The organism is Sphingobium olei (genome assembly GCF_042678845.1).
Taxonomy (GTDB): Bacteria; Pseudomonadota; Alphaproteobacteria; order Sphingomonadales; family Sphingomonadaceae; genus Sphingobium; species Sphingobium olei.
Map to the genome: position 1 here is coordinate 1 of NZ_JBHTLS010000049.1, position 2,153 is coordinate 2,153.

Annotated in this window: 1 protein-coding gene; it reads left to right on the plus strand. The window is 63.4% G+C overall.

All coding sequences use genetic code 11. From position 1 onward, the window contains the following. Window positions 1-99: 99 nt before the first annotated feature. A complete protein-coding gene (locus ACFQ24_RS04010; RefSeq protein WP_380909163.1) occupies window positions 100-1,839 on the plus strand; it encodes a hypothetical protein in 1,740 nt (579 codons plus the stop codon). Window positions 1,840-2,153: the final 314 nt, after the last annotated feature.

Genomic DNA, 2,153 nt, shown 5'->3' on the forward strand with positions numbered 1-2,153 from the left:
AAAAACGTTCTTTGACGTATCCATGCCTATGCGGGTAATTTGCTCCACGGGCGGCTCCCTTGATTGAGTCTTGCAACGCACTCACTCTGGCACATTGCGATGCCGTTGGGAGCCGTCCACCCCAACATGGCGGAAACGTTGACGGGTGCGCCCACGGATCTGGCATTGCAGCTGAGCGCCACGCGAGAGGCCGGCTATGGCTTTTACAGCCCCTATATTGCGGTGGTCCGGGACGTAGCCCGCATTTTCGGCGCGTTCAGCAATCCCGATTTCGGTTATCTTCCAACGCTCACCGTCCGGCGCGCCGACGAACTGGCGCTGCTACTCAATAGCGCGCCGTCCTTCACCAAGCCCAAATCCGTCATGGTGATCGCCATGCCTGCGATCGAGGCCGACAGTCCGCCGCGGCTGCGCAAAGGGGAGGGGGGAGCGATCTGCCTGGCCCGGGGAGGGGCAGTGCTGCCCGTCGAGGGGGCGCCGTTGATCTATTCGACAGCCTATGCGCGCGACATGGCGCTTACCGTAAAATCACCATCCGGCGAACCGCTGGACCTGCCTGTCGTCGCGCGTGCGGACCGGGGCGGCTATGTGGTGCCAGACAGTGTCGCGTGGCCGGCATCCTTTCAAGGCGCGATGCAAGGGCATCTTCACGGCAGCTGGGGATTCGACCGATTTGAAGGCCCGGACTTCGAAGTCCAGATCCCCGACGGGCAAGGATGGCAGTTGGCGGGCGATCCCCCCACTCTGGTCGTCGGTCGGGAGAATCAGCTGCTGCTGAAGGGCGGGGCACCTGCCTGCATCGAAAGCGTCACGCTTCGCCAGAAGGACGGTGCCGCTCGATCCCTCTCGTGGAAAGAGCAAGGACGGGAAGGGGTGGCGGTCACGCTGCCGCTGTCCGACGACAAGCCCGGTCCGATCAGCATCGAGATCAAATATCAGGGTGTAGCCGATCCGTCAGTGCTTTCGCTCCGTAGCTTCGCCGAAGCGAGCCGGCTGGATGGGCTTTTACTCCACGCCGGCGACAGAACCGCCATGCTGTCTGGTCTGCGGCTGGACCAGGTGGATCGGGTGGAGCTGGCCGGGCTGACCTGGCGCCCCGATGGCCTTTCGCGTGACGGGAATATCGACCGATTGCAACTGGCGGCAGAAGGGGAGGGGGGTCTTCCCACAGCCGGCACACAGGCGACGGCCCGGGTGCGGCTGCGTGATGGCCGCTCGATGAAGCTGGACCTTGCGATCGCGCCGCCCCGCCTGCAGGTCAATCTCCTCAGCAAGACCGTGATGCCGGGCGCTGTCCCCGCCAATGAAAGAGCTTTGGCGATCGAGGGCGACGGACTGCTGCCCGACAACGGCACGCTGGTCTTCTCGGTACAGGTGGCGGGCAACGGCCGATTGAGCGCGGGTGATTCGATCGAGGTGGCGGCTGGCGACCCCGATGCTGTCGTCACCCTCGCAGTGGGCAAAGGGCTGCGCATGGAAAGCCCGCAGGTCGCGGTTGCGACCCTGGATCCGAAAGCCAGCTCCTCCCCTTTGTTCGGACCCTTGCGCTTTCGTGTCCGACAGGGAGGAGAGGCGAGCGACTGGCGGCCACTGGTGACGCTCGCACGGTTGCCCCACGTCGACGCAGTCACGTGCGGGGCAGGGGAGGGATGCTCCGTCCGCGGACACGATCTGTTTCTGATCGAGGCGATAGGCTCCACATCGTCCCTGGATCAGGCGACGAAGGTTGCGCATGGCTATACCGGCTCAACGCTGACCACGGCCGTTCCCAAGGACGGTGTCCTTTACGTGCAACTGCGTGATGCGCCGGATCACATCCTTCGCCTGCCTATCGGCTGACGGCAAATCTTTAGTGCGATGGGCAGCACGAGAAAGCCGGCAATTGATTCGCTTCGAGGGTAAGGAGAAGCGCCGGCTCGGCTGGCCCGCTCCGCGATATGGCTGAGCAGGGTGACGCGCCGGAACGAAAGAAGGACGGAATTTCGCCGTTCATCGCCCTCTTCAAGGGGCCGATAACATTTCTCGAAAAATTGCGGTTGACGGGTTCGTTTGTTGGATTTAGAGGGCTGGTCACCGACGCGGTGAGGGCCATTGGTTTTCGCTGCGGTTGGTCGCCTTCATAGACGGACGCCAGTCTCCCGGCACGCAAGGAT